We start from the raw sequence: 25,441 nt of genomic DNA on the forward strand, positions 1-25,441 counted from the left end.
CTGTGACCTGAAAGATCAACGGGAATGCACGGCCCCTTCCACATGTACGGCCCGCGATATCCCAGGTTCGACCTCTTGGCGGTCAGTCCCGTGTTGCAGTCCTTCGGCCCGCGCAGAGGCCGAGGTAATGCTCGGTGCGGCGCTTGGCCCGAGCAACTGTTGGCCGACGTGGATAACCTGGCTTACTTGATGCCGACCACCATCGAGTCGGGGCCGGCCAGGTGCTCGACGTAGCTGTCGCTGAAGCCGGTTTCGGCCATCCACGCGCGGCAGTCCGCGCCCGTGTAGTCGAATCCGTGGGGCGTCTCGATCAGCATGTTGAGACTCATCAGGAGACCGAACGCGTTCTCGCGCCGGTCGTCGTCGATGATGGCGTCGTACACGATCAGCGCGCCGCCTTCAGGGAGGGCGGCGTGGGCCTTCTGGAGGAGTAGACGCTTCTGGTCCAGGTCCCAGTCATGCAGGATGTGGCCCATGATCAGCACGTCGGCGCTGGGCAGTGGGTCGGCGAAAAAGTCGCCACCGATGAAGCTGAGACGGTCGGCGAGCCCATTGGTTGTGACGTAGGCGTGGAAGATCGGTTCCAGCGCGGGCAGGTCGAAGCCGCCACCGGTCAGGTGCTCGTGTGCGGTGGCGATGGCCACCGGGACTGCGCCTTGCGCGCAACCGATATCGATCACACTGTGGTAGTCGTGCCACCCGAACTTGGCTGCGATAGCGCGAGCTGCGGCGGTGCTGACCCCGCTCATCCCGCGGGCGAACTGTTCCAGCCGCGCGGGGTCGGCATAGAGCGTCGCGAAGAAGTCTCCTCCGGTCTTGGCCTCGTTCTGCGGTTGTCCAGTCTGCAGACCTTCAGTCAGTGATCCCCAGAACTGGTAGAGGCGGGCACCCGCCATCTCCAACCATCCCCCCACGTAAGTCGGCTTGGCCGGGTCGAGGAAGAGGTCGGTTGCCGCGGTGTTGGAGTACGTCTCGCCGTCACGCTCGAGCATTCCGAGCGCGAGCAGCGCGTCGAAGAAATCTCTGGCGCTGCGCGAATGCAAGCCAAGTCGCTGCCGTAGCTGTTCGGCCTCGAGCGGACCCTCACGCAGCACGCCGAACAGCCCGAGCTCGACGGCACTCAACAGCGCTTTGGAGCCCCAAAAACCGAGTCCGAGTTGCATGATCGCGTCTGGAGTCACCGCCGCGGGCTGCTCGGCAGCGGTCGGCATAACTGGTTTCGTCATCAGATTCCGTCCATTCGGATACTGGTATGCCAGAAGCCCATAGTCCCCCTTCGACCGCATGTAAGTAGGAGGACTCGACAAACGGCGACGTTACGCCCGTTACGTCCGCCGCCACGCCGGGCGTAAGGATCTTCAGGCGATTGACAGCCAGTAGGGCGACTAAGGTTCTCGAAAGTCCCTACCGGTCTTCCCAACTCAACGTGGGGAACGCCACCAGCCGTGATGTCCGCAGCAGTTCATAGGGATTAGCGGCGCAGTCGTTACAGCCAACGCCTGCCGGTGGTTCAGGATGATGACCTGGGCGCTTTGGCGGCGTCGTTCAACCGGATGCAGGCCGGTTTGGCCGAGCGGGAACGACTTCAAGCGGCGTTCGGCACCTACGTCGACCCCGCCCTCGCGGCCCGACTACTCGAGCAGGGCCACGACGTCTTCACCGGTGAGCGCCGTGCGGTGACGGTGATGTTCGTCGACGTTCGCGATTTCACCCCGTTCGCGGAGGCCAACACCGCCGAGGACACCGTGGCCCGGCTCAATGCGCTGTTCGAGATCGTGGTTCCCACGGTCGTCGATGCCGGTGGGCACGTGAACAAGTTCCTGGGCGATGGCGCTTTGGCCGTTTTCGGCGCCCCGATCGGCCTTGCGGATCGCGCCGACGCCGCGGTGGGCGCCGCAGTACTGATTCATTGCCTGGTCGCCGAACGTTTCGACGGTGCACTTCGGATCGGCATTGGGATCAACACCGGTCTGGTGATCGCGGGCACCATCGGTGCCGGAGGCAGGCTCGAGTTCACCCTCATCGGTGACACCGTGAATGTCGCCGCCCGCGTCGAGCAGCTCACCAAGACCACCGGTGACGCAATCCTTCTCACCGGCCAGAGCGTCGACGCCCTGGATCATCGACCGGCCGCCCTCACCGACCGGGGGTTCCACGCACTGAAGGGTAAGTCAGCGGCAGTGCAGGTCTTCGGCCTCGACCCACGGGAGGATGCCATCTCGGGCTGATCCCTACGCGGGCCGGTCGGCTACCGGGGCAGCGGACTGTAGAAGACCAGGCCGTTGCCCTTGGTGTCGTAGACGACCGCGCGGCGCTCGTGGGCGTCGTCGTAGGGTCCGCGCACCACGCCGCCGCCGCTTTCCTGGACCGTCTTGGCCACCGCGTCGACGTCGGCGGTCTTGATGCCGACGACCACCTGACCGGGGATCGGGTGATCGACCGGGGTGGCAAGGGCCAGGGTCACCCCGCCGCCATCGAGGGCGGCGAAGTGGGTGCCGTCACGGAACTTGACCGGCATCCCCAACGTCTCGCTGTAGAACTTGATCGACTCGTCGAGATCGTCGGTGGACAGGATGATCATCCGAACCTGGTGCTCGCTCATGCTGCGGACCGCTTCGTCTGGGGTTTTGTCGTCATGGTGTTCACATTAGGCATGAGGCCGGCCGCAGACTGCTGCCGACAGCCCTCACCGTGGAGGGACCAATGTCCCTGGGCGGGGGCGGCCCGATCCGCCTGGTCCGCGCGGGCCATGACGTCGGCGGCATCGGCCTACGCTGAGCCGATGGGAACCAGCGAGCTACTGGACCGGGTGCTCGATGCGCACGGCGGCATCGATCGATGGCGAGCGGCCCGGACGATCCACGCGCGGGCGCGCACCGGCGGACTGCTGCTGCGCACCCGCGTCCCCGGCAACCGGCTGGCCGACTACCACATCACGGTCGACGTCCAGCACGCGCTGACGGTAATGGATCCATTCCCGCGCGACGGGCGGCGCGGGGTCTTCGACGGAGGCGCCGTGCGCATCGAGGCTTCCGACGGCTCGGTCCTCGGTTCCCGGTCCCGTCCGCGGGACGCCTTCTTCGGCCGCGCCGGCCTGCGCAGGAACATCCGTTGGGATGCACTGGATTCCGTCTACTTCGGCGGTTACGCGATGTGGAACTACCTGACCACGCCGTATCTGCTCACCCGCGACGGTGTCGTGGCCGTCGAGGGCGAGCCCTGGACCGAGGCGGGGGAGACCTGGCACCGGCTGAACGTGGACTTTCCCCCCGGGATCGTCACCCACTCGCCCCGCCAGACGTTCTACTTCGACGCCGACGGACGCCTCCGTCGCCACGATTACGTGGCCGAGGTGATCGGCGGCTGGGCACGGGCGGCTCATCGGTGCACCGACCACGTCGAGGCCGGCGGCCTGGTGTTTCCGACGCGCCGGTGGGTGCGCCCCATCGGGCCCGGCAACCGCGCGCTGCCGTTCCCGACCCTGGTGTCGATCGAGTTGTCGGAACTGCGGGTCGTCACCGACTAGGTTCGATCAGCGCCGTGCGCACTCGATGACGATCGCCGGCGGGTACTGCAGGTAGTCGTCCCAGAAGTCGCCCTCGTCGACCCCGTCGGGTGGCGGTGCGACCGTCGGCAGATGCACCCGAAAGTCGGTGAACCCGGCGTCGTGAAGAGCCGATTCGTAGGCCTCGATCGGCAGGTAGTAGTTCTCGATGACCAGCCCGGAGTCGCCTGCGGTGACGGTCAACTCGATGGGAGCCCCCTCGGCTGCGGCATCGGCGAGCCGGATCCGGAACCCGTACTTCCGATAGTCGGGCACCCGGTCGAAGTGATAGAGATCGGGGTTGGTGGTCAGCGTGACGAACCGGCCGCCCGGCCGGATCCGGCCGGCCAGCCCGCGGCACATCTGCGCCAACTCGTCCCGGTCGCGCGCATACACCAGCAGGTAGGCCGCCACCGCGATGTCGAAATCCTGTTGCGGCACCACCGTGCGCGCGTCGGCCACCCAGTAGTCGATGCCCAGCGGCTCCTGCGCCTCGTGCCCGCGGGCCAGCGCGATCATCTTCTCGGAGATGTCGAATCCCGCCACCCGGGCCGCCCCGGCGCGCGCCAGCATCCGGGTGTAATGCCCTGCGCCGCAGGCTACATCGAGCAGGTCGAGATCACGCACATCGCCGATGTGGTGCAGAAAGGAGTGCGCCTCGACCCGAGAGCGCACCGGGATGTCCTTGGTACGCGTGTACAGCTCGGCCGTGTCGCCCTCGTCGTAGTCGGTGATCACGACGTTCCCCCTCTGCGCGGGCCGTCAGCCGCCGGCGGTGGCCGTCAACCGGCGCGCGCGGGCCCGGCGCTCCTCGATGACACGGCCGATCTCCTGCATCAGCAGCGGCCTGCGCAACACCAGCGCCTCGATGTGCTCGCGGTCGAGTTGGGCCACCGTCAGCTCGTCGACGGCGCGGCCGACCGCCGCCACGGGTTCGCGGGTCAACGTGGTCTGGCCCAGGAACTCTCCGCGTTCCAGCGTGCGGATGCCCAGCGCCGTCCCATCGGGCCCGCGCATTTCCAGCCGCGCCCTGCCGCTGACCACGAACTGCATGCCGGCCGGTACCGAGCCGGGCTCCTGGACGATTTCGCCGGCGCCGTAGCGCAGCACCCGAAGGTGTTCGCGCATCACCTCCTGGTCGGTGCGGCCCAGGTGCAGGCTGCGCCCCACGATGCGCAGCGCCTCCTCGAACACCGCAGGCGGCGGGAACTCGTCGGCGATGTCGTCCAGCTTGAGCGCTTCGCGGCGGGCCGCGTACCAGACCCAGCGCAGGAAGGTCGAGCGCGTCTCGACGTCGTCGGCTGGGGAGTGCAGCGGGATCGTGGTGGTGAACTCGCCCGATCCGCCGGTGCGGGTGACCGGTTCGGCGTCGCGACGCAGCAGCGGCAGCTGGTGTGCCACTGCTGTCAGCGTCCGGGACACCGCATCGGGCGGGTCGCCGGCGGAGAACTTCGTGACGACATCGATCGAGTGCTCGTCGCGGGGCAGGCTGAGGTTGATGAACCACTCGGTGGCCAGCAGCGAGTTGGGCAGCACGTAGATACCGTTCCCGGAATCCAGATGGGTTGCCCGCCAGTTCACCTCGACCACCCGGCCGCCGCCGATCCACCGGGTGGCCACCCAGTCACCGATCTGGAACGGCTGCTCGAACAGCACCAACAGGCCCGAGATGACCTGTCCGACCGAGTTCTGCAGCGTCAGGCCCAACACGATCGAACCGATACCCAGCGCGGTGAACAGCCCGCCGATGTTCGCGCCCCAGACGAACGCGAAGATCAACCCGACCCCGACGCTGATCAGGACGAAGCGTGCGACGTCGAGGAAGATCGACGGCACCCGCTTGCGCCAGCTGCCCTCGGGTGCGCTCTGGAACACCGTCGCGTTGAGCCCGGACAGCAACAGCACCAGGACGACGAAGCCGAGCACCGTGGCAACCACCCGAACCGGGGTGGCGTCCGCGCGCACCTCGGTGGCCTTGACCAGCAACAGCAGCAGGGCTCCCAACGGGAGCACGTAGTTGCGGATCAAGCTGACCGGCCGCGCCAGGTAGCTGTCGCGGCGCAGCAGGGCGTCGTGGATCTCGGTGAGCACGACCAGCGAGATGGGTAGCGCCACCGCGATCGCCAGTGCCCACCAGAACCACGGAGCAGAGAAGATGTCGGTCATCGCCGCTCTCCGGACAGCCGCCAGACGCGTTCGGTGTGCTCGTTTACGGTGATCTTGCCGGCGGGGCCGAAGTCCTCGACATCCCGCATCGCCAGGTAGACGACCTCGGTCACGTAGATCCCCGCCTCCGGCGGTGATTTGTGCAGCTCGTAGGCGGTGGTGACCGCCGCGCCCCAGATGTCGTACACCAGGTTGGACCGGCCCAGCAGACCACTGGTGACCGAGCCGGTGTTGATGCCGGCCCGCAGCCGGAGCCGGTGTCCGGTCTCGGCGTTGAACCGCTCCACGATGCGGTGCATCTCGATGGCGAAATCGACGGTGCGCCGGGCGTTGTCCAGTCTCGGGAGGGTAAGTCCGCAGCTGGCCAGGTAGCCGTCGTGCAGGGTGCGGACCCGTTCGATGCCCAGATTCTCGGCGGCGGCGTCGAACTGGCGCACCAGCTGGTTGACCACACCGAGCGACTCGTTCGCGGTGAGCGTATCGGCGAGCTTCTCCAGGCCGTCGACGTTGGCGAAGATCACCGTCACGTTCTGATGCTCCTGCGCGATGTTCTGTTCGCCCTCGCGGTAGCGTTGCACCACCGACTCGGGCATCAACGACAGCAGCAACCGGTTGTTCTCGTCGCGCTGTTCGTTGAGCTGGTCCTCCTTGGTGCGCAGGCTCGAGCTCATGTCGTTGAAAGCCTTTGTCAGGTCGCCGAATTCGTCGCGGGACGTGACGGGCAGCGCGACGTCGTAGTCGCCGGCTCCGATGCGCCCGGCGCCGGCCTCGAGGCGGCGGATCGGACGCACGAACACCCGGGCCAGCAGCAGTGCGGCGATACACACCACCAGGATGATGGCCACGGTCGACAGCACCAGCGTGCGAGTGAACGCGGCCACCGGGGCCGACGCCTCGGCGACATCGATCTTGGCCACCAGCACCCAATTCAGACCGGTGAACTGCACCGGCGAGTAGGCCTGCAGCGTGCGGTGCCCTTCGTAGTCCGTGGTGATCAGCGTTCCGGTCCCGCCCTGGAGCGCCCGTTTGACCGCCTCGGTGTCCACCGGCTGCACCAGGATCGTGCTGCCCAGCCGCACCGCCTCGTCGGCGACCTCGACCGGGGTGCCGGCCTCCACCACATCGGTGCGGTAGGCGTCGGGGTCCTCGATGAACAGCCGGGATTCCGAGCGCATCAGCAGGTCCGGGCCCACCAGGATGGTCTCACCGGTCTTGCCGAGGCCCGCGCCCTGCCAGTCCCCACCGAAGGTCATGCCCCGGTTGAGGTTGTCCACCGGCAGCGCCAGGGCCAGGACGCCGGACACGCTTCCCGGCGGGCCGATCGGCGACACCATCCACGCGGTCGGGCGGCCGGACGGCTGATAGATGTCGAAGTCGCGGATCACCACCTCGTCCAGCGAGTTGGAATTCATCGCCTCCTTGAACGCCTCGGCGAGGTTGGTGCCTCGATAGGGTCCGTAGAGCAGGTTGGTGCCCAGATCGATGCCCTTGTCGACGCTGTACACCACGATCCCGCGGGGATCGATGAGCAGGGCGTCGGCGGAGTGCTGCCGCTTGATCACCTGGCGGAAGTACTCGTTGTACTTCGCGTTGGCCGCCGACCAGGCGCTCCCGTCGCCGGCGTCGTCGAGGTTGGCGCCGCCGTCCGTGTGGTCGGCACGCACGGTGTAGTGGGCTTGCAGGTAGCGCTGGGCCGGCGGTTTGGGCAGCAGGGCCTGCACCTTGGCCTGGGTGGTGTCGTGGTCGGGCTCGCCGTAGTTTCGCTGGTAGTAGTCGACCAGGGCCTGCTGCTGCTCCGGGGAGATCTCGGCGTCGCGCAGTTCGTTGAAGCCGGCGGTGAACGCGGCGATCGCCTGCTCGGCGGTGGCGCCGCGGGTGTAGACGACCATCGAGCTGGTCAGGTCGCTCAGCGACTTCTCCAGCAGCCTGCCCTGCGCGCTGCGGATCAGCGTCAACCGCTCGAACGCCGCATCCCGTAATGACTGGCGGCCGGATTGAAACCCGATCGCGCCGACCACCGCGACCGACAAAACGCTGGTCAACAGCAACATCACCAGCAGCTTGGACTGGATGCTGATCCGTCGGAGTCGCCGTGGGGTGTCCGGCACACTGACCCTTCCGTCGCTGGCGGTACTCATGGCGCGCAGCGCAGGAACGGAAGCGTCGCCGTCCGGTCCCATTCAGTCGGCGCTTGGCCGAGCCTACCCGGGGTGTGCCATCGTGCAGGAATGACGGGTGCCGATCCCTTCGCGCTGCAGAGGTTCGTGACGGCCCAGGAACGCGTCTACGACGCGGCGCTGAGCGAGCTGCGCGCGGGGCGCAAACGCACCCACTGGATCTGGTTCGTCTTCCCTCAGCTGGCCGGTCTGGGCAGCAGCCCGACCGCGGCGCGCTACGCCATCTCGGGCCTGGACGAGGCCCGTGCCTACCTGCGCCACGACGTGCTGGGACCCCGCTTGCGGGAGTGCTGCGAGGCCCTCCTCGCGGTCACCGACCGCTCCGCCGACCAGATCTTCGGCTGGCCCGACGTGCTGAAGGTGCGCAGCTCGATGACATTGTTCGGGATCGCTGCGCAGGTCGCCGGCGATGACCGGGGAGTCTTCGCCAGCGTGCTGGACAAGTACTACGCCGGCCTTCCCGACGGGCCGGCCGACCCGCGCACGCTGGCCAATCTGGGCCTGACCGATCCCGGAGGAACTCGCTGAATCACGCGGCCGACCCGGGGCCGGCGGCGTAGCTTTACGGCGGGTCGGCGGAAGGAACCTCATGGGTTGCGCCAGGTACATCGGTCGGGTCGGCGCATTGGCGGTGACCTTGGGCGTGGGGGTCGCGGTGGCGACGATGTCGGGGGTCGCCGAAGCCACGCCCACGACGGCCTCGACCGGCGATACGACGGCGGTGAGCGCATCGCCGTCGACGACCTCATCCGACGGCGACGACCCAGCGTCGGACGGCGGGGGCGCACAGCCGACCGATGAGGCCGACGGGCCCGCCGATGACGAGCAGGACGGTGGCGATCCGGCCGACGATCTCGCCGACGATCTGGCCGACGAGGCTGATGACCCCTACAGCGAGGAGGACGGTCTCGACGCGGACGTCGAAGCGGTCCCCGACCTCGTCGACGAGACGCCCGAGGATTCCGCCGGCGGCGACTACCTCCAGCCGCCCCCGGTGCCCGTCGAACCGGACGCGGGGTCTGCCGGGGAACCCGACAATGAGATCGACGACTACATCGACGACTATGCCGTAACCGACGAGACCGCCGACGCACCGGTGGTCGAGGAATCGGCCGTCGCACCGGACCCCGAACCGCCGGCACGAACCGCGGTGGCGCCGCAGGTCGAGCCCGAGACGGTGATGAACACGCTGGCCGCGCCGTCGGCGGGCAGCGTGCAGTCCGATCCCGCACCGGTGCCCGGCGCCCCGCTACAGGCGACCTTGATGGTGGCGGCGCTGGCGGCGGTGCGCGACGAGCTGGAACGCAACCTGCTGCCCAGCACCACCGTGGCGCCGCAGCAGCTGCAGGGTTTCCTGGTCGACCCGTCGCCCAACGTCCTGGTGATCGGGGTGGACGGCACCAATCTCAGCAGGGTGCTCGACGACTACTCCAACGCCAACTTCTTCGCCCTGATGCAGGACGGCACCACCGCGCCGGCGAGCATCGCCGGCCACACCACCATCTCCAACCCGTCGTGGACGGCCATCCTCACCGGGGTGTGGGCGGAGACGACCGGAGTGATCAACAACGTCTTCACGCCGTGGACCTACGACACCTGGCCGACGGTGTTCAACCGGCTGGAGACGCTCAACCCGGCCATCCAGACCACGGCCATCGCCGACTGGGACGTCATCGCCGCCATCGCGGGGGCCGGCTCGGTGCCCGCGGACACCATCATCTACCAGCAGCAGATCGACGGTGACACCAACTGGTTGCTCACCGACGACGCCATCGGCGACGCGACCGAATCGGCGATCGCCGCCGCCGACCCCGACGTCCCCAATTTCATCTTCAGTTACTTCGTCGGGGTGGACGAGAACGGCCACCTCTACGGCGGTGCGTCACCGGAATACGCCGAGGCGATCAACAACGTCGACCGCAACCTCGGCGAGATCCTGCAGGTCGTCGACGAGTGGGAGGCGCTCACCGGCGAACAGTGGACCGTCATCGTCGTCACCGATCACGGCCACCAGCCGCAGAAGGGTTTCGGGCACGGCTTCCAATCACCGGACGAGACGGCGACTTTCGTCATCGCCGAGAACCCCCTGCTGTTCTCGGCCGGCGTGATCAACCTGCAGTACCAGATCATCGATGTGACGCCGACGGTGGTGACGCTGTTCGGCGGCGTACCCGCCGACTACTCCGACGGCGTGTCGCTGACGACGCTCGGCGACAGCGATGTGGTGCCGGTCGACGACGACGAGGCGCTGCGCGCGGGCCTGCAGGACATCATCGACAAGTACGGCTATCCCGACATCGGCACCGAGCTGGCGTTGGGTGCGCGCACGATCTTCGCCACCCTGCCCTACTGGGTGTTCGGGTTCACCAACGGCATCGTCGACGATCTGCAGTCCGTCGCCGATGAGGACATCCCCGTGGTCAGCCAGCTGGCCGTGCTTGCGATCGTTCCGGTGAAGATCATCGGCGGGCTGGTCTACGCGGCGACCAACACCATCGCGCAGATCGTGGCGTGGCTGACCGGCGTGCAGGGTGCGAGCATCTTCCCGCTGTGGCCGCCGGAGCCGCCGTCGTTCGAGACCCCGGAGCCCGACACATTGCTCGACGCCGCGGTCTGCGACGGCGGGCTCGAGTCGGCCGGTCAGTCGTCGTGCGAGGAACTGGACATCGCGGTCTGAGCGGCCGGCTACTGCTTCATCGAGCTGATGTAGTACGTCTCGTTGCCGGTCGGGTAGCCGCCGCCGATCGTGGCGATGTGGACGTGGTCGAAGTGGTTGGCGGTCTCGTTGCCGTAGTCCGCGGTCCAGCTCGGCGCCCCGATGCCGGGGTAGAAGCCCTGCCGCCAGATCACGTGCAGCACCCCCCAGCGCTGGGCGTTGGCCAGCGCATAGCCGGCGATCTGATTGCCGAGCTCGATGCCTTCCTCGGAGTGGTAGTTCGGGATCATCACGTCGATCGCCAGCCCGTTGGGATGCCACTTCAGCGGATCCTGCCGGTATCCGCCGATGGTGGTGATGTCGGGGAACAGCGCGCTGATCGCGCGGGCGGCCCAGATCGTCCGGACCTGCAGTCCACCCTCCGGCGCAACACCGGCGGGCAGCGAGAGGTCGAACACCCGGGCGTCGACCGGCTCGCTGGCCGCCAGCAGCTCGGCCTCCGACGGTGTCGGCAGCGAGGCCGCCTGCGTGGGTGCCGACTCCGGGGCGGCCGGCGCCGCCACCGGCGGACCGGAACAGCAGGGAGTCTCGGCGGTCTGGGCGTAGACCATCGCGCCGGAGATCACCACGGACAGCCCGACGGCCAGCCAGCGGCGGCGCCCCTTGGCGAACAGACCCTTTCCCACGAACAGAAACCATAGTGTCGGGACTGACGCGTGAGGCGATCTTTCACACGTTTGCCGGGCGCGTCGTGTCCGCACCGGCCGGTGCGGACGCGGTCCGGCGGCCCAGCGCCACGAACAGTGCCCCGCCGAGCAGCGCCGCGACCCCGGCGAAGGTGAGAAAGCCGTTGAAACTCGGGCTTTCCCGCAGCGTCCGGCTCAGGATCAGCGCGCCCAGCGCCGAGGACAGCCCGATGGCGGCCGACAGGATGCTCAACACGGTGCTGTAGATCTGCAGACTGAAGCGCCGCGCCACCAGATAGGCGATCACGTCGCCTTCGGCGCCCCACGCCGCTCCCAGGCAGCAGACCGCGATCACCACCGCCGGCAGCCCGTCCCACGGGGAGGCCAGCAGCAGGGCGCCCACGCCGGGCAGGCCCATCGCGACCGCGGCGACCAGGTGGGCGGGAAACCGATCCAGCGCGACCCCGCACACGAACCGGCCGACGATCACGGCGGTGGCGAACGTCGAGATCAGCACCGCGACCGCATCGCCCGGACCCACCGAATCGCCGAGCACCACCCCGAGTTGCGAGGTGGTCACCGAGTGATACAGGTTGCACAGCAGCACGCCGCCGAGCAGGATCCAGAACACCGGGCTGCGGGCGATGGCCCGGTAATCCCGGCTCGTCTTCCGCGCTCCGGGAACGTGATCCGCGGGCCCGGCGGGCGGGATCAGCATCAGCGCCGCGACCCCGATCGCAGCGATGACGACCGCGATGCTCAGACAGCCGATCCGCCAGCCGTGGGCGCGGTTCACCGCTTCGAGGGCAGGCGCTCCGATCGCACCCAGCAGCGGCGGTCCCGAGATCGCGACGGCCAACGCCAGCCCCCGGGCGCGCTGGAACCGGGTGGCCACGATGCGGCTGTAGACGGCGGGTGTGGTCGTCACGCCGAGCGCGATGACCGCGACGCTGATCGCGAAGTACTGCCAGATCGGCCCGGTCATCGCCGCATACGCCACCCAGCACAACGGCAGCCCGACGACACCGACGATGGCGACCCGGCGCACCCCGAGCAGGTCGGTGAGGCGCCCGTAGAACGGCAGGAAGACGAAGGTGAGCAGTGCGATGACACCGGTGAGGGCGAACTCGGAGCGGCTCCACCCGAACGCCCCGAGGAACTGCGGCGCCATCGCGGCGTTGGTGTAGGCGCTCAGGCTCAGCCCGGCGCTCAGGCCCGCGGTGGCTGCCGCGAGTGGCCGCCAGTTGATCCGAAGCTCGCCGAGGTAAGTCATGTCCGCACCTGCCTAGCACACGCGGTGGCGCGGGTGATCACGGCAGGCCTGCCGCTCACGGCTCGGTGACAGCAGCCGTCAGGTGCAGCAGTTCGGGTCCAGCACCCTGCACAATGCGCCCACCGCGTCGGAGGAGGGGCGGTGGAACACATGCATGCCGTGCCGATCCGAGGTGACGAAGCCGGCGCGGCGCAACTGCGCCAGGTGGTGGCTGACGGTCGACTCGCTCAGGCCCAGCGCGGCCGCCAGCTCGCCGCTGTTCTGGGCGCCGGAGGCCGAGCTGAACAGCATCGACATGATCTTGACCCGAACCGGGTCGGCGAGCGCCTTGAGGCGCAGCGCCACGTGCAGCGCGTCCTCGTCGGACATCGGGCCGGCAGCCACCGGTGCGCAACACACCGGCGCGGACATGTCGATCATCGGCAACGACTTGGGCACGGGGCGATCCTGCCATAGAGTTTGACATATATCAAAAAGGTGGCAGGCTCAGGTGTATCGACCATTTCGACATAAGTCACACAGGTTCGGAGGTAGCACAATGTCCCGACTGCAGCTCGCCCTCAACGTCGACGACCTCGACGAGGCGATCACCTTCTACTCGAAGCTCTTCGGTACCGGGCCGGCGAAGGTCAAACCCGGGTACGCCAACTTCGCGGTCGCCGAGCCGCCGCTGAAGCTGGTGCTGATCGAGAACCCCGGCCAGGGCGGCTCGCTGAACCACCTCGGTGTCGAGGTCGAATCCAGCGACACCGTGCACAGCGAGATCGCCCGCCTCGCCGGCGCGGGCCTGTTCACCGAGGAGGAGATGAACACCACCTGCTGCTTCGCCACCCAGGACAAGGTGTGGGTCACCGGTCCGGGCGGGGAGAAGTGGGAGGTGTACACGGTGCTGACCGATGCCGAGGTGTTCGGCACCAGCCCCGATCTGCTCGCCGACCCCGGCGCCGGGGTGTGCTGCGGCAACGCCGGTTGACGTCGTCCCCGCAGGATCGGACCCCGCTCAGGGCAGCTTGGCGACGGTCAGCAACAGCGCGGAGTCGGCCAGCGCCACCACCGAATGACGGGCATCGGGAAGCTTGAGCAGATCCCCGGCGCGGGCGTCCCACTGCTCGTCGCCGGCCGACATCCGGACCGAGCCCTTGATCACGTACAGGGTGGCTTCCCCGGGGTTCTCGTGTTCGCCGAGCTCCGCGCCGGCCACCATGCCGATGACGGTCTGGCGCAAGACCTTCTCGTGGCCGCCGACAACGGTGTCCGCGGCGTTTCGGCCGTTGGCCCCGGCCCGTTCCAATTGTTGGCGCGCCAACGCCTCTATCGAGACCTTCTGCATAACCCCCATTCCATGCCCGTCGCCACCCCCCGTCAACCCTGAGGCGCCTGCCCGATCCCGGTGTGCCGGCCGGCCCGCCTGGATACGGTGACACGATGGCGGATCAGGACGGGCCGGCGATGCTCGGCGTGCACCACGTGTCGTTGACGGTCACCGACCTCGACACCAGCGTCGCGTGGTACGAACGGGTCTTCCGCACCCGTCGGCTGGACTTCACCGTCGCGCACTACGGCCGCCCGGAGACCGGGTACGCCGTGCTGGTGCCCGAGCCCCGCTCGGGCCTGATATTCGGACTGCACACCAACACCGGCAACCGCGGCGAACGGTTCGACGAGGCGGACACCGGCCTCGATCACGTGTCGTTCGGCGTCGCCGGGCGCGCCGACCTCGAGGCCTGGGCCGCCTGGCTCGACGAGCTCGGGGTCGACAACAGTGGTGTCATCGACGAGACCGCGCCGTTCCCCTATTCGACCGTGGTCTTCCGCGACCCGGACAACATCCAGCTGGAGCTCATCGCGGTGGGCTGAACACCCGTCAGAACGGCTGCACCATCCGGACGCTGACCACCGCCCCGTGCCCGGTCTCGTCGTTGGTGAAACGCAGACCCGACGGGGACGCGACGATCGTCCAGCCCTCGGCCCGGTAGGTGCGTTCGGCCAGCGTCGTGGTCGGCGGCGTGCCGAGGTTGCCGTCCACCCACGACCCGGTCCCGTCCGGGTTGATCCGGACCCCGTGGTAGGGCCCACTGCCGTCGGCGTGCTGGGGCCAGCTCATCTCCCCGGTCTCGCACCCGACGTACGTCGTCTCGATCATGCACCGGATGTCCCCGGAGGCGGTCTGGACGGCGACGTAGCCGTACCGGTTCGGCGGGATGGTCTCGACGCCGGCCGGAGGCACCGCGGCGGGCAGGTCCGCCGTCGAGCGGGCCAGCGCCGCCGACTGATACGACACCACGTCGAAGCCGTATCTCTTGAGCGGATCGAGGTCGCTGGCCTCGCCAGACGGGGTCCAGATCGCCAGCGGACGGCCGTCGACGACGGTCTTCGCCACATACGGCGAGGCCGCCCAGGACAGCATCGAGTCCATCGACGAGGCCGACTCGAAATGGTCGAAGTTGACGACCCCGTCGCCGTCCTGCGGCACGCAGGTGCTGCCGTCGACGATGTGGCTGGTACCCGAGTCGGTTTCGGTGCCGTCCCGGCACACCGAATCCCGCCACTCGGTCAGCGACCCGGACACCGACGGCTCCGCGGCGGTGTTCGCCGAACCGCCCGTCACCGGTGCCGACGAGCAGCCCACCGCGGCCAGCGCCAGGGACAACGTCGCTGCGCCGCAGCACAGCGGGCGGGTGAACCCGGCAGGTCTCATGGTCGTTCCTCTCCCGGCGTCGGCGGCGAACGTTGCCCCCGATCGGCGTGAATGTAGCGACGGGAGTCGATCGCCCGGGCGCGACTCGCCGAGGCCGGCGCAGACCGTGATCGACCCGTGCCCGGCGCTGGCCCGACCCGACCGGTGGACCGTTCGGTACGCTGCGCCAGAAGGGTGCGGTGCCGCGATACTGGAGGCAGCCGTTGGTCCAGGCGAACATGGCGCCGCGCCCCGCGTGAAGCTTCTTCGACCTGACCGAAACTGACGCCGGGAGACATCACATGAGCGCCGAGCAGCCGACCATCATCTACACGCTGACCGACGAGGCGCCGCTGTTGGCGACCTACGCCTTCCTGCCGGTGATCCGTACGTTCGCCCAAGCCGCCGGCATCGACGTCAAGTCCAGCGACATCTCGGTGGCCGCCCGCATCCTGGCCGAGTTCCCCGACTACCTGACCGAGGAGCAGCGGGTCCCCGACAACCTCGGCGAGCTGGGCAAGCTGACGCAGCTGCCCGAGACCAACATCATCAAGCTGCCGAACATCAGTGCATCGGTGCCCCAGCTCGTCGCGGCGATCAAGGAGCTCAAGGAGAAGGGCTACAACCTGCCCGACTACCCGGGCGACCCGAAGACCGAAGAGGAGAAGGAGATCAAGGCGCGCTACTCCAAGGTCTTGGGCAGCGCGGTGAACCCGGTTCTGCGCGAGGGCAATTCGGATCGGCGCGCCCCGAAGGCCGTCAAAGAGTACGCCCGCAACCATCCGCACAGCATGGGGGAGTGGTCGCAGGCCTCGCGCACACACGTCGCGACCATGAAGGGCGGCGACTTCTACCACGGCGAGAAGTCGATGACCCTGGACCGGGCCCGCAAGGTCAAGATGGTCCTGGAGACCCAGAGCGGCCAGACCATCGTGCTCAAGCCCGAGGTGGCACTCGACGAGGGCGACATCATCGACAGCATGTTCATGAGCAAGAAGGCGCTGTGCGACTTCTACGAACAGCAGATCGAGGACGCCTACAAGACCGGGGTGATGTTCTCCCTGCACGTCAAGGCCACCATGATGAAGGTCAGCCACCCCATCGTGTTCGGGCACGCGGTCAAGATCTTCTACAAGGACGCCTTCGCCAAACACCAGCAGTTGTTCGACGAACTGGGCGTCAACGTCAACAACGGGCTGTCCGACCTCTACAGCAAGATCGAAGAGCTGCCGGCCTCGCTACGCGAGGAGATCGTCGAGGATCTGCACCGGTGCCATGAGCACCGTCCGGAACTGGCGATGGTGGACTCCGCCAAGGGCATCACCAACTTCCACTCGCCGTCGGACGTGATCGTCGATGCCTCGATGCCGGCGATGATCCGGCTGGGCGGCAAGATGTACGGCGCCGACGGCCGCACCAAGGACACCAAGGCGGTCAATCCGGAGTCGACGTTCTCCCGCATGTACCAGGAGATCATCAACTTCTGCAAGACCAACGGGCAGTTCGACCCGACGACGATGGGCACCGTGCCCAACGTCGGTCTGATGGCACAGAAGGCCGAGGAGTACGGCAGCCACGACAAGACCTTCGAGATTCCCGAGGACGGGGTGGCCGACATCGTCGACATCGACACCGGCGACGTCCTGCTGTCCCAGAACGTCGAGGTCGGCGACATCTGGCGGATGCCGATCGTCAAGGACGCGCCGATCAGGGACTGGGTCAAGCTGGCCGTGACCCGGGCCCGGCTGTCCGGGATGCCGGTGGTGTTCTGGCTCGACGACGAGCGTCCGCACGAGAACGAACTGCGCAAGAAGGTTCACACCTACCTCGAGGACCACGACACCGAAGGCCTCGACATCCAGGTCATGCCGCAGGTGTGGGCCATGCGCTACACGCTGGAGCGGGTGATCCGCGGCAAGGACACCATCGCGGCGACGGGCAACATCCTGCGCGACTACCTCACCGACCTGTTCCCGATCCTGGAGCTGGGCACCAGCGCCAAGATGCTGTCGATCGTGCCGCTGATGGCCGGCGGCGGCATGTACGAGACCGGCGCGGGCGGCTCGGCGCCCAAGCACGTCAAGCAGCTCGTCGAGGAGAACCACCTGCGGTGGGACTCGCTGGGCGAGTTCCTGGCACTGGGCGCCAGCCTCGAGGACATGGGCAGCAAGCTCGACAACGAGAAGGCCAAGGTGCTGGGCGCCACGCTGGACACCGCGGTCGGCAAGCTGCTGGACAACGACAAGAGCCCGTCACGCAAGACCGGGGAGCTGGACAACCGCGGCAGCCAGTTCTACCTGGCGATGTACTGGGCCGAGGCGCTCGCGGCCCAGACCGAGGACAAGGAGCTGGCCGAGTTCTTCGCGCCGCTGGCCAAGACCCTGGCCGAGAACGAGGACACCATCGTCGGCGAGCTGGCCGCCACCCAGGGCAAGCCCGCCGACATCGGTGGCTACTACTACCCGGACGCGGGGAAGACCGAGTCGGTCATGCGGCCCAGCAAGACGTTCAACGAGGTGTTGGCGGCCGCCAACGGCTGACCCCACCGCGCTGCGCTGGCGAGGCACGGCAGGAGCGGTAGTTCTACTCACGCTGTCCGGGCCCCTGCCCGGCATGCTTACCTCATGACTACCAGCACGCCCACCCCCGACAGCACACCGACGGGGCGCGACCGCGCCGTCGACGTCGCCCGGCTCTCGGCGCTGATGGTCGTGATGTTCGGCCACTGCGCGCTGCTGTTGGCCACCATCGACAGCTCCGGTGTCCGCGTCGGCAACTCCCTCGGCGAATTGCCCCACCTTGCCGCGATCACCTGGATCCTGCAGGTCATGCCGCTGTTCTTCCTGGCCGGCGGCGCCGCGGGCGGCTACGGATACCACCCGGACACCCCGTGGGGCGCCTGGCTGTTCACCCGCGCCCAACGGCTGTGCCGCCCGGTGTTCTGGTACCTGGCGGTGTGGTCGACGGTCCTCGTCGTGGTGGGACTGACGCTGGGCCCCGAGTCCGCGGCCAGGCTCGGCGGCGAGAGCGTGGCCCTGCTCTGGTTTCTCGGCGTGTACGTGCTGGCGCTGGCGTTCGTGCCCGCCCTCACCCGACTGGGCAGCAGCCACGCCATCGCGGTTGCGCTGGCCGCGCTGCTGGCGGCCACGGCCGCGATGGACGGGATCCGGTTCGCCGTCGGCTCGCCGATGGCCGGGGTGGCCAACTTCGTGCTGGTGTGGTTGATCCCGATGGTTCTCGGCGTCGGCTACGCACGACACCTGATCGGCGTCCGCGCGGCGGCCGTCCTGGCCCTGTCGGCGCTGGCCGCCCAGATCGCGCTCGTCGTGCTGGGACCCTATGACGTGCCGTTGGTGGCCACCGGGGTGGAACGGATCTCCAACGTGTCACCGCCCACCCTGGTGCTCGCCATGCAGTGCACCTGGATGTCCGGAGCATTCGTGGTGATGGCAGGTGCGTTGCGGCGCTGGGCACAGCGACCCCGGGTGTGGCGGTTCGTGGCCACCGGCAACGCGGGCGCGATGACGCTGTACCTGTGGCACATCCCGGCCATCGCGATCGCCGCGTTCGGCCTGCACGCCGCCGGTCTGGACGCCTTCGACGTGCACGCGCCCGGCTTCTGGGGCCTGCTGGCATTGCGGGCGGCCGTGTTCGCCGTGATCATGCTCGCGTTGTTCACGGTGCTGTCACCGCTGGAGCACCGCCCGCTGCCCTGGTGGGACACCCGCTCCGGGACCACCGGGGTGCGCGCGACGGCGGCCGGGGCGCTGATCTGTGTCGCCGGTGTCGCGCTGGTCTCCATGGCCAAGTTCGGGCTGGGCGACACGCCGGGATGGACGGCGATGGCGTGTTTCGTCGCCGCGGCGGTAGCAGCCAGGATCGTCGCGGGAGCGGTGACACGGCCGCGTGTGCACGCCGATTCCGTCGCCGGCGTTCGGTAGGGTCCTGCGGGTGAATTCGAGCTCTGCCGTGAAGTCCGTAAATGCCCGTCTCGCTGCGGAACTGACCGTGGGAGAGGGTCAGGTCAGCGCCGCGGTGCGGCTGCTCGACGACGGCGCCACCGTCCCGTTCATCGCCCGCTACCGCAAGGAGGTCACCGGCAGCCTCGACGACGCGCAACTGCGCCTGCTCGAGGAGCGGCTGGGGTATCTGCGTGAGCTCGACGACCGCCGCGACGCGGTGCTCGCGTCGATCAAGGAACAGGGCAAGCTGACCGCCGGGCTGACGGCGGCGCTGCTGGCCGCCGACACCAAGGCCCGGGTCGAGGACATCTACCTGCCCTACAAGGCCAAGCGCCGGACCAAGGCGCAGATCGCCCGCGAGGCCGGGCTCGAGCCGCTGGCCGACCGGCTGCTGACCGAGCCGGGCGTCGTCCCCGACGTCGCCGCGGCCGAATTCGTCACCGGCGGCGTCGCCGACGCGGCGGCCGCACTCGACGGTGCGCGCCACATCCTGGTGGAGCGGGCCGCCGAGGACGCCGAGTTGGTCGGCGCGCTGCGGGAACGGTTCTGGGAGCACGGCTCGGTGCGCACCCGGGCCGCCTCGCAGGACGCCGAAAGCAGTTCGGCCGCAAAGAAGTTCCGCGACTACTTCGACTTCACCGAGGCGCTGACGAGCATCCCGTCGCATCGGGTGCTCGCGGTGCTGCGCGGGGAGAAGGAACAGGCGCTCACGCTGACCCTGGAGGCCGGCGGCGGTGACGACGTGTATCCGTCGATGATCGCGGACGCCCTCGGCATCGACCTGTCCGCCCGCGCCGCGGCCACCCCGTGGCTGACCGCGACGGTCGGCTTCGCCTGGCGCACCCGGCTTTCGGTGTCGGCATCGGTGGACGCCCGGATCCGGCTGCGCCGGCGCGCCGAGCAGGACGCCGTCGCGGTGTTCGCCCGCAACCTCTCCGACCTCCTGCTCGCCGCGCCGGCGGGCGACCGCGCCACGCTGGGCCTGGATCCGGGCTTCCGCACCGGGGTCAAGGTCGCCGTCGTCGACGGCACCGGCAAGGTGGTCGACACCTGCGCGATCCACCCGCATCAGCCGCAGAACAAGTGGGATGCGGCCAAGGCCACGCTGGCCACGCTGATCGCGCGCCACGGTGTCGAGCTCATCGCGGTCGGCAACGGCACCGCCTCCCGCGAGACCGACGCGCTGGCAACGGAGTTGATCGCCGACCTCCGCGCCGCCGGGACGGCCGCACCGGCCAGGGCCATGGTCAGCGAGGCCGGCGCATCGGTGTACTCGGCCTCGGCGTACGCCGCCCACGAACTGCCCGATCTGGACGTGACGCTGCGCGGCGCGGTGTCGATCGCCCGCCGGTTGCAGGACCCGCTGGCCGAACTGGTCAAGATCGAGCCCAAGTCGATCGGCGTGGGACAGTACCAGCACGATGTGACGCCCGGCCTGCTGGCGCGCAGCCTGGGGGCGGTGGTCGAGGACGCCGTCAACGCGGTGGGGGTCGACCTCAACACCGCGTCGGTGCCGCTGCTGGCCCGCGTCTCCGGCATCAGCGAGGCCCTCGCCGAGGCCATCGTCGCCCACCGCGACCGCACCGGGCGGTTCAACAGCCGCGAGCAGCTTTTCGATGTTCCGCGGCTGGGGCCCAAGGCATTCGAGCAGTGCGCCGGGTTCCTGCGGATCCGCGACGGCGTTGATCCGCTGGATGCGTCGGGCGTGCATCCGGAGGCCTACCCGGTGGTGCGCCGCATCCTGGACCGCACGGGTGTCACGCTGGCCGAGATGATCGGCGACGAACGCGCGCTGCGTTCGCTGCGCCCCGCCGAGTTCGCCGACGACCGGTTCGGCATCCCGACGGTCACCGACATCCTGGCCGAACTGGAGAAGCCCGGCCGCGACCCGCGACCCGCATTCGTCACCGCCACCTTCGCCGCCGGGGTGCAGAAGGTCGCCGACCTCGAGGTGGGCATGGTGCTCGAGGGTGTGGTCACCAACGTCGCGGCGTTCGGCGCGTTCGTCGACGTCGGCGTGCACCAGGACGGACTGGTGCACGTCTCGGCGATGGCCGACCGCTACATCTCCGACCCGCACGAGGTGGTGCGCTCCGGACAGGTGGTGCGGGTCAGGGTGACCGACGTCGACGTGGAACGTCAACGCATCGGGCTGAGCCTGCGCTTGAACGACGATGCGCGGCCCGGGCTCGGCGGGCGCGGGCCCGAGCGCGGCGGGTCCCGCGGCGGAGCCGATCAGCGGCGCACTGCCCAGCAGCGAAATCAGCGGCGTTCCAACACTTCCGGCCGAAACACAGGCGACCAGTCGACCGGGTCGATGGCGCAGGCGTTGCGGGACGCGGGCTTCGGTCGGTGAGCTGCTCCGCTCGCCGCCGCACCGCCGCGCCGCTGGCGGTGGTCGCCGCGGCTGGCCTGCTCGCCGCGGGGTGTACCCGTCAGATCGATGACGCCACCCCCACCGCGCAGTCGTTGGCCGCGCCGATCGTCACCACCCAGGTGGTGGACCTGCTCAGCCCCGACGTGCTGGGTGAGGAGGGCAACCTGTTCGCCTCCGCGCAGCCCGACCGGTGTGCCGGGCTGGCGCGTGAGGTCGATCCGCCGTTCATCCAGGACAATTGGCCACTGGCCACCGACGGCGGCCACTGGACCGCCATCGGCGACACGACGGTCTACGTCGAGGAGATGGTGGCGGTCTACCCCTACGACTTCGACCCCACCGCGGCCCTGGAGTCAATGCGCGGCACGATCGGCGAGTGCCGCGGCACCACGCTGACCGTGACGACGATGGCCGGCCGCACCTATTCGTTCGACGTGGGTGCACCAGCCGCCGAAGGACCCGAGGGCAGCGTGGTGTGGACATTGCGCGCGGTCGACTGGAACTGCGACAACACGTTCGTCGCGGCCTACAACGCGGCGATCGAGATCACCGCATGCGGCGCGGCCGGCGGATTCGACATCGCCGCGCTGGCCCGGCAGGCCCTCGATCGGATCGATGCGCTGGCCAACACGACCGCATAGCGGCGCGCGGGTCACGGCACGCCCAGTCGCCGGGCGCCGGCGACCAGCGCGGCGGCTGCGCAGCCGGCCAGTTCGTCACCGGACCGCTTCGGCGTCGCCTTGGCCAACACGTCGACCAGACCGTCGAACTGGTAGGTGTGGCCGCAGAGTCGTTGGGTGTAGGCCATTCGGGCTTCGGCTCCGTCCGGATGTGTGACCTAGCGCACGCTGCTCGGATGCCGGGCGGTGCAACACCCAGAGCAGTTGAGCGACATGGTGATCGCTGGGTCCTGCGGTCTCGGTGACACAGGCCGCGACGGCGTCGTCGCGAGCGCAGGGCGCGCGGGATGCCTGCGTCGGCGTTACGCTCCTGCCGTCCGGGCGCGGGCCGCCCGGCGGCCAAAGGTCTTCAGTCCGACCTTTGGATGACGAGCCCATGGCCCGTCGTAGGTGGTGTCCACCCGAGCGGTGGTGTAACAGCAGGTCCAAGGCGTGCGATACATCGCACACACCGGGTTTCGAGGGATAAGGAGTGCGTCGTGGGCATCGTGCTCGGGCTGTCGCTGACCGCCGGCGAGGTGGCCTGGGTCGTGGCCGACACGACCGGCGGCACCGTCCTCGATCATGACGCGCTGACCTTCGACACCGGAACGGAGATCGCCGGGACCGCCGCCCGCGGCGCGCACGCGATCGCGACCGCCGACGGACACCGTGTGCAGCGAGTCCGGCTGACCTGGAGCCCCGATGCGGCCGACGACGCTGTGCGGCTGCGGACCCGGCTGCGCGACATGGGCTTTGGGCCCGTCGAGGCGGTTCCGCCGGAGCACGCATCGGCAGCGTCGGCGGGCCACCCCGACGGCCTGACCACCTCGGTCGTACTGGCCTACGGCGCGGCGCTGGCCGTGGTCGACCCGAGCGAGGCGATCACCGAACCGGTGGCCCAGCGCATCCCGCCAACCCGTCCCGCCGGCCGCCGCCGCTCACTGACCGGCTGGATGGGCGTGGCCGCCGCCGTGGCGGTCGGTGTGCTGTGCCTGTCGGCGGGTGCGGTCCCCACCGTGGCACCCGCCGCGACCTCGGCCGAGCAGACCGCCCCGGATCCCGGAGCAGGCTGGGAGTCGGTGACCGCGCCGCCGAACCCGGCCAGCACCCAGATCCGCAAGGTGGTCCCCGCCCCGTCGGCGGCGACCAGGCGGCCCGCGCCGGTACCGGCCTATTACCCGCCGGCCCAGCCCGCCGGCGTCACCGGCCCGGTGCCGGCAGCCGCCCCCGTGCCCGCCGGCGAGCCGCACCTGCCCGACGCCCAGCCCCACCTGCCCGGCGCCGGGCCCACGGCCGGGCCCGTCGAGGATCCCGCGCCGGCTCCGGAGGCGCCCGGACCACCGATGACAGTTCCGGTGAATCTGTTCAGTGCCCTGCCCTGACGGGCGTAGCGTTTCCGGTGTGACGGCGGGATCACAGGCAACCGATGTCGAAGGCCGGGTCGTCGGATTGGCCCGTGAGATGCGGGATCTGGTGCTCGCCGAGGCCGCGGAGTCCGAACGGCTGCGCACGATGACACCGGCGATCGTGGCGGCGATGTGGTCGACCGGGCTGATGTCGGCGTTGAACCCAACCGCGGCGGGCGGAGTCGAGCCGTCGTTCGCCGAGATGATCGACACGTGGATCGAAATGGCCTGGCAGGACGGGTCGTTCGGCTGGGTGGGGATCGCGAACATGCCATCGGCGTTCGCCGCGGCGACCTACCTGCCCGATGCGGGCTTCGCCGAGGTGTTCACCGCGCACGACAACCGCGTCACGATGGGCGGGCAGTTCTTCCCCAACGGTCAGGGCGTGGCTGTCGACGGGGGGTACCGGTTGACCGGGGCCTGGAGTTTCGGCTCGGGCACCGGGCACGCACAGTACATCGGCGCCGGGTTCCTGCCGATGGTCGACGGGGAGATCCGCTGGGTGGCCGAGGGTATACCCGACATGCAGGTGGCGGTGCTGCCGCGCGACGAGGTGACCTTCGACGACGGCTGGTTCGTGCAGGGGCTGAAGGGAACGGGCTCCTACGACTACGCGGTCGACGACGTGTTCGTGCCGCATGCGCGAACGTTCGCGCTGTTCACCCGCGAGCCGCGGCGGGGGAGTTCGCCCGTCACCCGGATGGGGATGATGCCGGTGACCGCGGCCGGGCACGCGGCCTGGGCGCTCGGGGTGTCCAAGAGCATGCTCGACGACGTCGCCGCGCTGGCCGCGACGAAGTACCGGATGAGCGACATGGCGGCGCTGGCCACCAGGCAGACGTTCCAGAAGGGGCTGGCCCACCACGTCGCCGCGTGGCGCGCGGCGCGGCTGCTGGTGCTCGACACGTTCGCCGCCGCCGAATCCGCCGTCGCCGCGGGCGAGGAACTGACCCCGACGCTGCGGGCCGACATGCGGGTGGCCGCCGTGTTCGCCACCGACACCGCCCGCGGATGCGCAGAGTGGGCCCACCTGGTGGCCGGCACTAGTTCCATCCGTGAGGGCAGCCGGCTGGAACGCGCGTTCCGCGACGTCTACACCGGCACCCAGCACGCGTTCATCAGCGAGAAGGTGGCCATGGACGCCGCCCAGGTGTGGCTGGGGATCGTCGACGACCACTTCGGGCTCTAGCACAGTGCGCCGTGCAGGGACGACGTCGTCGCGCGTCATCGCGGATTCCGCCACCATTGCCGTGGTGGTAGCCCGGTGTGACGCGGCACCGGCGGATCCGCGTCCAGGGCCACAGCCGACACAGTGGTTGTAGCCGTGTGGTTCTCGTCGTCGGGTCTGGTTCCCTGCGTAAAACCCGTTGCGACAAGTGTTGTCACGAGGCTGCCCTAGAACGGTGGGGGTTCGTCGGGGTCGTGGGGCGTCATCGGTGGGGGTTGCCAGTCGGGTGGCAGGGTCTCGGGTTCGTAGGGTTCGTTGACGAAGGCCATGAACGGGCTGGTGGAGGGTTTGACGCCGGGCGGGCAGCCGTGGAACAGCGTGCGGTACCAGCGGGCCCGGTTGCGCCATGTCCGGTGGGCGGTTTCCGTGCGCGCCGCCCGGTTGCGGTAGCGGTGGTACTCGGTGTGGGGCAGATGCTCGCGCAGCCGCTTGCGGGCGGCGGCCACCCGGGCACGGTCTTCGGGCCGGCGCCGGGCGAGTCCGGGGAACAGGTCGGCGCTTGCCGGGGCGGTGCGGTATTCGTCGCCGGTCGGTGAGGTCCAGACGATGATCCCGTCGGCCAATTGCCGGTCTGTCCAGCCGCAGTCAAAGGTTTTCAAGCGGTGATGCAGGCGGCAGTAGCAGGCC

Annotated in this window: 21 protein-coding genes and 4 pseudogenes; 12 read left to right on the forward strand and 13 right to left on the reverse strand. The window is 69.1% G+C overall.

Annotation, left to right across the window (positions count from 1 at the left end):
• Positions 1 to 182: 182 nt before the first annotated feature.
• Complete coding sequence (locus JDV09_RS21245) at positions 183 to 1,211, reverse strand: methyltransferase (protein ID WP_255605754.1); 1,029 nt, start codon at positions 1,209 to 1,211, stop codon at positions 183 to 185.
• Between the two features lie 276 nt (positions 1,212 to 1,487).
• Here JDV09_RS21245 and JDV09_RS21250 point away from each other — a divergent pair.
• Positions 1,488 to 2,228, forward strand: a pseudogene (locus JDV09_RS21250) (adenylate/guanylate cyclase domain-containing protein); the annotation flags it as partial.
• Positions 2,229 to 2,248: 20 nt separating this feature from the next.
• On the opposite strand, the gene JDV09_RS21255 reads toward JDV09_RS21250, so the two are convergent.
• Complete coding sequence (locus JDV09_RS21255) at positions 2,249 to 2,602, reverse strand: VOC family protein (RefSeq protein WP_221371114.1); 354 nt, start codon at positions 2,600 to 2,602, stop codon at positions 2,249 to 2,251.
• Positions 2,603 to 2,782: 180 nt separating this feature from the next.
• Here JDV09_RS21255 and JDV09_RS21260 point away from each other — a divergent pair, with 180 nt between their 5' ends.
• On the forward strand, positions 2,783 to 3,526 hold the full coding sequence (locus JDV09_RS21260) for a hypothetical protein (RefSeq protein ID WP_221371115.1): 744 nt from the start codon (positions 2,783 to 2,785) through the stop codon (positions 3,524 to 3,526).
• Between the two features lie 6 nt (positions 3,527 to 3,532).
• Here the strand turns inward: JDV09_RS21260 and JDV09_RS21265 are convergent, their stop codons facing one another.
• Genes JDV09_RS21265 through JDV09_RS21275 form a run of 3 tightly spaced genes read right to left on the reverse strand, consistent with a single transcriptional unit; the run spans position 3,533 to position 7,848 of the window.
• On the reverse strand, positions 3,533 to 4,282 hold the full coding sequence (locus JDV09_RS21265) for a class I SAM-dependent methyltransferase (protein WP_221371116.1): 750 nt from the start codon (positions 4,280 to 4,282) through the stop codon (positions 3,533 to 3,535).
• A gap of 24 nt (positions 4,283 to 4,306) precedes the next feature.
• Positions 4,307 to 5,710: a mechanosensitive ion channel family protein gene (locus JDV09_RS21270; RefSeq protein ID WP_221371117.1), complete on the reverse strand. Its 1,404-nt coding sequence runs from the start codon at positions 5,708 to 5,710 to the stop codon at positions 4,307 to 4,309.
• Entirely contained in the window at positions 5,707 to 7,848 is a 2,142-nt protein-coding gene (locus JDV09_RS21275; RefSeq protein ID WP_221371118.1) for an adenylate/guanylate cyclase domain-containing protein, read from the reverse strand. Before JDV09_RS21275 ends, JDV09_RS21270 begins: the two co-directional genes overlap by 4 nt.
• A 90-nt stretch (positions 7,849 to 7,938) precedes the next feature.
• Here JDV09_RS21275 and JDV09_RS21280 point away from each other — a divergent pair, with 90 nt between their 5' ends.
• Complete coding sequence (locus JDV09_RS21280; RefSeq protein WP_221371119.1) at positions 7,939 to 8,415, forward strand: DUF1810 domain-containing protein; 477 nt, start codon at positions 7,939 to 7,941, stop codon at positions 8,413 to 8,415.
• Positions 8,416 to 8,476: 61 nt separating this feature from the next.
• On the forward strand, positions 8,477 to 10,564 hold the full coding sequence (locus tag JDV09_RS21285; protein ID WP_255605755.1) for an alkaline phosphatase family protein: 2,088 nt from the start codon (positions 8,477 to 8,479) through the stop codon (positions 10,562 to 10,564).
• 8 nt (positions 10,565 to 10,572) lie between these two features.
• On the opposite strand, the gene JDV09_RS21290 is transcribed toward JDV09_RS21285, so the two are convergent.
• The 3 genes from JDV09_RS21290 to JDV09_RS21300 form a co-directional block, all read right to left on the reverse strand.
• Positions 10,573 to 11,235 (reverse strand): VldE C-terminal domain-containing protein, encoded by a 663-nt coding sequence (locus JDV09_RS21290; protein WP_255605769.1) that lies wholly within the window; start codon positions 11,233 to 11,235, stop codon positions 10,573 to 10,575.
• A 37-nt stretch (positions 11,236 to 11,272) separates the two neighbouring features.
• Positions 11,273 to 12,502 carry an MFS transporter gene (locus JDV09_RS21295; RefSeq protein WP_221371121.1) on the reverse strand — a complete coding sequence of 410 codons (1,230 nt, stop codon included), beginning with the start codon at positions 12,500 to 12,502 and terminating at the stop codon, positions 11,273 to 11,275.
• 78 nt (positions 12,503 to 12,580) lie between these two features.
• A complete protein-coding gene (locus tag JDV09_RS21300) occupies positions 12,581 to 12,940 on the reverse strand; it encodes an Rv2640c family ArsR-like transcriptional regulator (RefSeq protein ID WP_221371122.1) in 360 nt (119 codons plus the stop codon).
• Positions 12,941 to 13,040: 100 nt separating this feature from the next.
• Between JDV09_RS21300 and JDV09_RS21305 the strand changes: the two genes are divergently transcribed.
• Positions 13,041 to 13,475, forward strand: coding sequence for an ArsI/CadI family heavy metal resistance metalloenzyme (locus tag JDV09_RS21305; protein ID WP_221371123.1), 435 nt, complete (start codon positions 13,041 to 13,043; stop codon positions 13,473 to 13,475).
• Between the two features lie 27 nt (positions 13,476 to 13,502).
• Here the strand turns inward: JDV09_RS21305 and JDV09_RS21310 are convergent, their stop codons facing one another.
• Positions 13,503 to 13,832 carry a cupin domain-containing protein gene (locus JDV09_RS21310; RefSeq protein ID WP_221371124.1) on the reverse strand — a complete coding sequence of 110 codons (330 nt, stop codon included), beginning with the start codon at positions 13,830 to 13,832 and terminating at the stop codon, positions 13,503 to 13,505.
• A gap of 95 nt (positions 13,833 to 13,927) precedes the next feature.
• Here JDV09_RS21310 and JDV09_RS21315 point away from each other — a divergent pair, with 95 nt between their 5' ends.
• Positions 13,928 to 14,359 (forward strand): VOC family protein, encoded by a 432-nt coding sequence (locus JDV09_RS21315; protein WP_221371125.1) that lies wholly within the window; start codon positions 13,928 to 13,930, stop codon positions 14,357 to 14,359.
• 7 nt (positions 14,360 to 14,366) lie between these two features.
• Here JDV09_RS21315 and JDV09_RS21320 read toward each other — a convergent pair whose 3' ends face one another.
• Positions 14,367 to 15,200, reverse strand: a complete 834-nt coding sequence (locus JDV09_RS21320; protein ID WP_221371126.1) for a hypothetical protein — start codon at positions 15,198 to 15,200, stop codon at positions 14,367 to 14,369.
• A 281-nt stretch (positions 15,201 to 15,481) separates the two neighbouring features.
• Between JDV09_RS21320 and JDV09_RS21325 the strand changes: the two genes are divergently transcribed.
• From JDV09_RS21325 to JDV09_RS21340, 4 genes are all read left to right on the forward strand, one after another.
• Entirely contained in the window at positions 15,482 to 17,719 is a 2,238-nt protein-coding gene (locus tag JDV09_RS21325; protein WP_221371127.1) for an NADP-dependent isocitrate dehydrogenase, read from the forward strand.
• 84 nt (positions 17,720 to 17,803) lie between these two features.
• On the forward strand, positions 17,804 to 19,120 hold the full coding sequence (locus JDV09_RS21330; RefSeq protein WP_221371128.1) for an acyltransferase family protein: 1,317 nt from the start codon (positions 17,804 to 17,806) through the stop codon (positions 19,118 to 19,120).
• A gap of 10 nt (positions 19,121 to 19,130) precedes the next feature.
• On the forward strand, positions 19,131 to 21,497 hold the full coding sequence (locus JDV09_RS21335; RefSeq protein ID WP_221371129.1) for a Tex family protein: 2,367 nt from the start codon (positions 19,131 to 19,133) through the stop codon (positions 21,495 to 21,497).
• Positions 21,494 to 22,159, forward strand: a complete 666-nt coding sequence (locus JDV09_RS21340; protein ID WP_221371130.1) for a sensor domain-containing protein — start codon at positions 21,494 to 21,496, stop codon at positions 22,157 to 22,159. The genes JDV09_RS21335 and JDV09_RS21340 overlap by 4 nt, the downstream gene beginning before the upstream one ends.
• A gap of 53 nt (positions 22,160 to 22,212) precedes the next feature.
• Here JDV09_RS21340 and eutB read toward each other — a convergent pair.
• Positions 22,213 to 22,326: pseudogene (eutB, locus tag JDV09_RS21345) on the reverse strand (ethanolamine ammonia-lyase subunit EutB); the annotation flags it as partial.
• A gap of 351 nt (positions 22,327 to 22,677) precedes the next feature.
• Between eutB and JDV09_RS21350 the strand changes: the two are divergent.
• Positions 22,678 to 23,562, forward strand: a complete 885-nt coding sequence (locus tag JDV09_RS21350) for a DUF7159 family protein (RefSeq protein ID WP_221371131.1) — start codon at positions 22,678 to 22,680, stop codon at positions 23,560 to 23,562.
• Positions 23,563 to 23,641: 79 nt separating this feature from the next.
• Entirely contained in the window at positions 23,642 to 24,775 is a 1,134-nt protein-coding gene (locus JDV09_RS21355; protein ID WP_221371141.1) for an acyl-CoA dehydrogenase family protein, read from the forward strand.
• Positions 24,776 to 24,826: 51 nt separating this feature from the next.
• Here the strand turns inward: JDV09_RS21355 and JDV09_RS27650 are convergent.
• Together JDV09_RS27650 and JDV09_RS21360 are read right to left on the reverse strand one after the other, a co-directional pair.
• Positions 24,827 to 25,036: pseudogene (locus JDV09_RS27650) on the reverse strand (hypothetical protein); the annotation flags it as partial.
• A pseudogene (locus JDV09_RS21360) lies at positions 24,982 to 25,441 on the reverse strand (HNH endonuclease signature motif containing protein); the annotation flags it as partial. The pseudogenes JDV09_RS21360 and JDV09_RS27650, both read right to left, overlap by 55 nt.

Origin of the sequence: Mycolicibacterium xanthum (assembly GCF_019710635.1) — a bacterium.
GTDB classification, from domain to species: Bacteria; Actinomycetota; Actinomycetes; order Mycobacteriales; family Mycobacteriaceae; genus Mycobacterium; species Mycobacterium xanthum.

Bases quoted from the DNA above. Each gene is read 5' to 3' on its own strand.
- JDV09_RS21245 (WP_255605754.1), bottom strand. From the start codon at position 1,211: ATGCCGACCGCTGCCGAGCAGCCCGCGGCGGTGACTCCAGACGCGATC.
- JDV09_RS21255 (WP_221371114.1), bottom strand. From the start codon at position 2,602: ATGAGCGAGCACCAGGTTCGGATGATCATCCTGTCCACCGACGATCTC.
- JDV09_RS21260 (WP_221371115.1), top strand. From the start codon at position 2,783: ATGGGAACCAGCGAGCTACTGGACCGGGTGCTCGATGCGCACGGCGGC.
- JDV09_RS21270 (WP_221371117.1), bottom strand. From the start codon at position 5,710: ATGACCGACATCTTCTCTGCTCCGTGGTTCTGGTGGGCACTGGCGATC.
- JDV09_RS21275 (WP_221371118.1), bottom strand. From the start codon at position 7,848: ATGAGTACCGCCAGCGACGGAAGGGTCAGTGTGCCGGACACCCCACGG.
- JDV09_RS21280 (WP_221371119.1), top strand. From the start codon at position 7,939: ATGACGGGTGCCGATCCCTTCGCGCTGCAGAGGTTCGTGACGGCCCAG.
- JDV09_RS21285 (WP_255605755.1), top strand. From the start codon at position 8,477: ATGGGTTGCGCCAGGTACATCGGTCGGGTCGGCGCATTGGCGGTGACC.
- JDV09_RS21295 (WP_221371121.1), bottom strand. From the start codon at position 12,502: ATGACTTACCTCGGCGAGCTTCGGATCAACTGGCGGCCACTCGCGGCA.
- JDV09_RS21305 (WP_221371123.1), top strand. From the start codon at position 13,041: ATGTCCCGACTGCAGCTCGCCCTCAACGTCGACGACCTCGACGAGGCG.
- JDV09_RS21310 (WP_221371124.1), bottom strand. From the start codon at position 13,832: ATGCAGAAGGTCTCGATAGAGGCGTTGGCGCGCCAACAATTGGAACGG.
- JDV09_RS21315 (WP_221371125.1), top strand. From the start codon at position 13,928: ATGGCGGATCAGGACGGGCCGGCGATGCTCGGCGTGCACCACGTGTCG.
- JDV09_RS21320 (WP_221371126.1), bottom strand. From the start codon at position 15,200: ATGAGACCTGCCGGGTTCACCCGCCCGCTGTGCTGCGGCGCAGCGACG.
- JDV09_RS21325 (WP_221371127.1), top strand. From the start codon at position 15,482: ATGAGCGCCGAGCAGCCGACCATCATCTACACGCTGACCGACGAGGCG.
- JDV09_RS21330 (WP_221371128.1), top strand. From the start codon at position 17,804: ATGACTACCAGCACGCCCACCCCCGACAGCACACCGACGGGGCGCGAC.
- JDV09_RS21355 (WP_221371141.1), top strand. From the start codon at position 23,642: ATGCGGGATCTGGTGCTCGCCGAGGCCGCGGAGTCCGAACGGCTGCGC.